At 68.8% G+C, this 6,706-nt stretch carries 1 protein-coding gene; it reads right to left on the bottom strand.

Annotated features, from left to right (window positions below; all coding sequences use genetic code 11):
• The coding region (locus NFL01S_RS33590) for a non-ribosomal peptide synthetase (RefSeq protein WP_157117318.1) at positions 1 to 6,706 on the bottom strand (6,706 nt) is incomplete at both ends.

The following is a 6,706-nucleotide window of genomic DNA, read 5'->3' as shown; positions in this document are numbered from 1 at the left end:
CGTCAGCGCACCCGGGACGGCCGCGGCGCTCTCGGCGAACACCGACAGCATCGACGGCACGAACGAGGTCGCGGTCACCCCTTGCTCGGCGATCACCGACGCGAGGTACTGCGGGTCGCGGTGGCCGTCGGGTTCGGCGACGACCATCCGGCCGCCGACGGTCAACGGCGCGAACAATTCCCATACCGAGACGTCGAAGGTCGCCGGTGTCTTGAACAGCACCACATCATCGCGGCCGATACCGTATTCGCCCACTATCCAGGCGATCTGGTTGGCGACCGACCCGTGCGATACCGCCACGCCCTTCGGGCGACCGGTCGAACCGGACGTGAAGATCACGTACGCGGTATTGCTCGTACGCAGCGGCGCGACCCGATCGGCATCGGTGACCGGCGTATCGGCGTACCCGGCGACATCCACGGTGTCCAGGGTGAAGACCGGCACGTCCGTACCGAGCGCCTCGGCATCGGCCGTGGTCGACAGGACGCAGACCGGTGCCGCGGTGTCCAGAATGTGCCGGATCCGTTCGGCCGGATGCGCCGGGTCCAGCGGCACATAGGCACCGCCGGCGGCGGCGACCGCGTACATCCCGGCCACCAGGTCCAGCGATCGCGAGATCAGCAGCCCGACCAGCGATTCCGGGCCCACACCCTGCGCGATCAGATGCCGCGCCAACCGGTTGACCCGCGCATCCAGCTCCGCGTACGTCACCTCGGCGCCCTCGGAGGTCACCGCGATCCGGTCCGGGTACTCGGCGACCGCCCGGTGGAATCCGTCGAGCAGTAGCGCCGCGGAAACAGGGTGTTCGGTGGCGTTCCAGTCGGACAGCACCCGTGTCCGCTCCGCCGGGGCCAGGATCTCGAGATCCCCGACCGGTGCCGTCGGATCGGCCACGACCGCGGTCAGCAACCGGGTGAACCGATCCGCGAACCCGGCCACCGTGGCCTCGTCGAACAGATCCGTCGCGTAGATGAACTTGGCGGTGACACCGCGGGCGGTGTGCGCGCCGGTTTCGGTGGGTCCGATCCGTTCGGCGAGTTCCAGATGCAGATCGAACTTGGCTGTCTCGATGGGCGAATCGATACCGCTGATCGCCAACCCGGGCAGCTCGCCGCTGACCTGCGGATTGTTGTTCTGCAGCGACAGCATCACCTGGAACAGCGGATGCCGCGCCTGCGACCGCACCGGGTTCAGCACCTCGACCAGCCGCTCGAACGGCAGATCCGCATGCCCGAACGCGGCCACATCGTGACCGCGGACCTGCTCGAGCAGTTCGGCGAAACCGGCCTCGGCGTCGATCGGTGTCCGCAAGGCGAGGGTGTTGACGAACATGCCGATGACCTCGTCGAGCGCACGTTCACCGCGCCCGGCGACCGGGGTGCCGACGACGATGTCGGATTCGCCCGACAACCGCGACAGCAGGACCGCGAACGCGGCGTGCACGACCATGAAGAAGGTCACCCCGCGGCTGCGCGCGAGTTCGGTCAGTTCGGCGTGCACCGCATCGTCGATCTCGAAGTCCAGGCTCGCGCCCCGGCCGGAGGCCACGGCGGGCCGCGACCGGTCGGCCGGCAGGTCCAGCTGCTCCGGAATACCGGCCAGTTCCGTGGCCCAGTACCCGATCTGCGCGGCGATCACCGACTCCGGATCGTCCTCCGACCCCAGTACCTGCCGCTGCCACAGCGCGTAATCGGCGTACTGCACCTCGAGCGGGCGCCAGCCCGGCTCTCCGCCCTCGATCCGGGCGCTGTAGGCGGTGACCACATCGCGGGCCAGCGGTCCCATGGAGAAACCGTCGGAGGAGATGTGGTGTACGACGACCACCAGCACGTGCTCGGTCGGGTCCACCTCGAACAACCGGACTCGGAACGGCACCGCGGCGGTGACATCGAACCCGGTACCGACGAATTCGGCGATGCGCGCGAACAGATCGGTTTCCGAAACGTCCACCGTGGTCAGATCCGGGATCACCGCCGAGGTGGGCACCACCTGCTGGTACGGGGTCCCGTCCACCTCGGGGTAGTACGTGCGCAGCGATTCGTGCCGCGCCAGCACATCGGCGATCGCGATCTGCAGGGCCTGCCGGTCCAGCAGACCCGACAACCGGACCGCGATCGGCAGGTTGTCGGCGGCCGATTCGGGATCGAACCGGTTCAGGAACCACATCCGCTGCTGCGCCAGTGACAGCGGCACCCGCTCCACGACCTCGCCCGAGGGCAGGGTCTGGGCCGGCCGCGGCTGCGGCACCAGCGGTACCCGGCCGCCGGCACCCGAATGGGTTTCGGCGCGCGCCGCCAGCGCGGCCACCGTGGAGGCCTCGAACAGTTCCCGCACGGCGAGATCGGTGTCCAGCGCCGCCGACAACCGGGCCGCCACCCGGGTCGCGCTCAGCGAGTTACCGCCCAGCTCGAAGAAATCGTCGTCCGCGCCGACCCGTTCCACACCGAGGACCTCGGCGAACGTATTCGCCACGATCTCCTCGATCGGAGTCGAGGGCGCCCGGAAGACGCGGGCCTCGAATACCGGCGCAGGCAGCGCTCGCCGGTCGAGTTTGCCGCTGGCGTTCAGCGGCAGCTCGTCGAGCACCACGAACGCGGCGGGCACCATGTACGACGGCAGGCGCGCGGACAGATCCTCGCGCACATCCTCGATATCCAGCGGCGCACCCGCCGCGGGCACCAGGTAGCCGACGAGCTGGTCCCCGATGCGGGTATCGCCGCGCAGCACCACCACGGCCTGCGCGACCTCGTCGATATCGGTCAGGGCGGTTTCGATCTCGCCGAGTTCGATCCGCAGACCACGCAGTTTCACCTGGAAATCGGAGCGGCCCAAGTACTCGAGTTCGCCCGTGGAGTTCCAGCGCACCACGTCACCGGTGCGGTACATGCGCTCGCCCGCGGTGAAGGGATTCGCCACGAAGCGATCCGCACTCAGGTCCGGGCGGGCCACGTAGCCGTGGGCCAGCTGGGTACCGGCCAAGTACAGCTCACCGGCGACACCGACCGGGACCGGCCGCAACCGGGCGTCCAGCACGTACACCTGGGTGTTGAACACCGGGGCGCCGATCGGCACGACGGCGGTATCGGCATCGGTCACCTCGTGGAAGGTGACGTCGACCGCGGCCTCGGTCGGACCGTACAGGTTGTGCACCCCGGCACCGGTCAGCTCACGCAAACGCTGCGCAGGCTTCGCCGGAAGCGCCTCACCCGAGGAGAACACGAGCCGCAGCGACGCACACGTCCGCGCGCCCGCTTCCCCGGGCAGCGCCGCCACGAACACCGTCAGCATCGACGGCACGAAGTGGGCCACCGTGACCTGCTCGGTATCGATCACCTCGGCCAGATAGGCCGGATCACGATGACCGTCCGGCTTCGCAACCACCAACCGCGCACCGACCTGCAACGGCCAGAAGAACTCCCACACCGACACATCGAACGTCGACGGCGTCTTCTGCAACACCACATCCGACGACCGCACACCGTACTCGGACTGCATCCACACCAGACGATTCACAATCGCCGCATGCGACACCGCCACACCCTTCGGCCGGCCCGTCGAACCCGACGTGAAGATCACGTACGCGGTGTTACCCGCACGCAGGGGCGCCACCCGATCCCGATCGGTGATCGGTGTATCGCTGTACCCGGACAGATCCAGCTTATCGATCCGCACCTGGGCGGTATCGATCGGCAGATCGTCCGCGGAGGTCAGCACGCACACCGGGTCGGCGGTGGCGAGGATGTACTCCGTACGTTCGGCCGGATGGTCCGGATCCAGCGGTACGTAGGCGCCGCCGGCAACGGTGACGGCGTACATACCGACCACCAGGTCGATCGAACGCCGCATCCCCAGGGCCACGAAGGATTCCGGGCCGACTCCGCGGTCGATCAGCCAGCGTGCCAGCAGGTTCACCCGGGCGGCGAATTCGGCGTAGGACAGCGTCTCCTCGCCGAAGGTCAGCGCGGGCGCGTCCGGGGTCCGGGCGAGCTGCGCATCGAACATCGACACCAGGGTCGCGGTGGAATCCACGGAATGGGCGGTGTCGTTCCAGCCGCGCAGCACCAGTTCGCGTTCCGCGTCGTCGAGCAGATCGATCTCGCCCAGCGGCCGGTCCGGTGCGGCGGTGAGGGTGGTGAGCACCCGCACCAACTGACCGGCGATCCGGCACACACCGGGCTCGTCGAACAGTTCCCGCAGGTATCCCGCGCGGATCCGCAGTGTGCTACCCAGCGTGGCGATCAGGCTCAGCGGGTAGTGGGTGGCGTCGACCGCGGTCAGCCCGGCCACCGCCATCCCGTCGATATCGGTGGCCTGCTCCTGGATACCCTCGGCGTCCACCGGATACGACTCGAACACCAACAGGGTGTCGAACAGGTTGGACTGCCCGGCCGCGGCCTGGATATCGGCCAGCCCCACATAGTGGTGATCCAGCAGATCGGCCTGCTCGCCCTGGGTCCGGGCGAGCAGATCGCGGGCGGATTCGCTCGGGTCGAACCGTACCCGCACCGGGATCGTGTTGATGAACAACCCGACCATGGTCTCCACACCGGACAGCTGCGGCGGACGACCGGAAACGGTCGCACCGAACACCACGTCCTCGCGGCTGGTGATCCGGCCGAGCAGGATCGCCCACGCCACCTGCAGCACGGTGTTCGCGGTGACACCGAGTTCGGCGGCCAGCGCGACGATCCGGGCAGTGGCGGCGGTGTCCAGTTCGAAGGCGTATTCGCCGGACAGCGTCTCGATCTCGTGGGTGGACGCTCCACCCGCGGAATCCGGCCGGGTGAGCAGCGTCGGTTCGTTCACCCCGGCCAGGGCCTCGCGCCAGGTCGCCAGCGATGCGTCGTGGTCCTGCCGGCCGACCCAGTCCAGGAAGTGGCGGTAGGAGCGGGCCGCCGGCAGTGCGGTGCGGTCGGCGTGTACCGCGTACAGCGCCAGCAGATCCCGCATGAGCAGCGGCATGGACCAGCCGTCGAGCACGATGTGATGGTTCGACACTACGAACTGCCAGGCAGCCGGTCCGGTCTTGATCAGGGTGAACCTGATCAACCGCGGTTCGGTGAGATCGAAGCGCCGCAGCCGGTCGGCTTCGATCAAGTCGTCGGCGGTACCGGTGGCGCTGCGGTCGTGTTCGGTCCAGTCGACCGGCACCTCGTCCAGGACGACCTGGACCGAGTTGCCCGCGCGGTCGGTCACGAAGACCGTGCGCAGGTTTTCGTAGCGGTCCACCAGAGCCTGCGCCGCCGACCGCAGCCGGTCGGCATCCACCCGGCCGGTCAGCGTGAGCACCGCCTGCGCGGTGTACACGTCCACCGAGGTGGCGGCGATCTGGGCGTGGAAAAGCATGCCCGCCTGTAGCGAGGTCAGCGGCCACATATCGGCGACCGGCAGCGGGAACCGCTGCTCGATGCCTTCGATATCCCGCTGTGTCAGCTCGACGAGCGGGAAGTCGGACGGGGTGTAACCGCCCGCTTCCGCGGACTCGGCATGGCGGGCCACGGCTTCCAGCGCCTGCACCCACAGTTCGCCGAACTCGGCGGCTTCGTCCGCCGACAGCTGGGTGGCCGGGTAGCCGATCCGCGCGGTCAGGGTGTCGCCGGCGACGATGGCGTTGATATCCAGCAGCGCCATGGCCGGCATATCCGGGTCGTAGCCCACGTCGACGGCCAGATCGGTGGTCGGCAGCCAGCCGAAACCGTGCATCTCCTCGGGGATCTCACCGGCCCCGACGCGACCCAGGTAGTTGAAGTTCACCTGGCCCGGCATGATCTGCGGGAAGTCCGCGGCGGTCTCGGAGTTCATGTACCGCAGCAGGCCGTAACCGACACCCTTGTCCGGAACGGCGAGCAGCTGTTCCTTGACGAGTTTGAGCGCGGCGCCCATTTCCGTGCCGCCGGACAGCGCGGCCTCGATATCGATCCCGGCCGGTTCGAAGCGGACCGGGAACAGCGCGGTGAACCAGCCGACCGTGCGGGACAGATCGGCACCGGGCACGACCTCTTCCTCACGGCCGTGACCCTCGAGCCGGATCAGCAACGGATCGTCCAGCGGCGCTCCCGGCACCCGCCGGGCCCGCCACGCGGCGGTCGCCAAGACGAGCGCGGTGAGCAGACCGTCGTTCACACCACCGTGGAACAGGGCCGGGACCGTGGTGAGCAGCGCCTGGGTGACCTCGGGCGATACCCGCACCGCGTGCACCTCGACGACACCGGCGGTATCGACCGCGGGATCCATCGGGCGCTCGGTGAGCAGCGGATCGGCGGTACCAGCGACGGTCCGCCAGTACTCGAGTTCCGCGCGCCGTTCCGCACTGTGTGCATTGCGTTCGAGAGCATGCGCCCACGTCCGCATGGACGTGACCGGTGCGGGCAGTTCCGGGGTCTGGCCCGCGCTGCGCGCGACGGCGGACAGTACGAAATCCGGTACCAGCACACGCCAGGACACACCGTCGATCGCCAAGTGGTGCGCGATGACCACCAGATGACCGTGCCGGTCCGCGGTATCGGGTTCCAGCCAGGCGAACCGGACCACGATCCCGTTCTCGGGATCGAGCCGGTCCAGTGCGGCATCGACGGCCGCCGCCGCGATCTCGGACAGTTCGGCACCGGTGGCGGCGCCGTCGAACACGGTGTGGTCGATGAGCGCGTCCACGTCGACGCTGCCCGGGGCGGCGGTTTCCACGATCCAGTCGCCGCCGGCGGTGTAC

Source organism: Nocardia flavorosea NBRC 108225, from assembly GCF_001613385.1.
Classification (GTDB): domain Bacteria; phylum Actinomycetota; class Actinomycetes; order Mycobacteriales; family Mycobacteriaceae; genus Nocardia; species Nocardia flavorosea.
The sequence above is the reverse complement of the archived record's forward strand: the minus strand, read 5'-3'. Positions and strand labels throughout refer to the sequence as shown.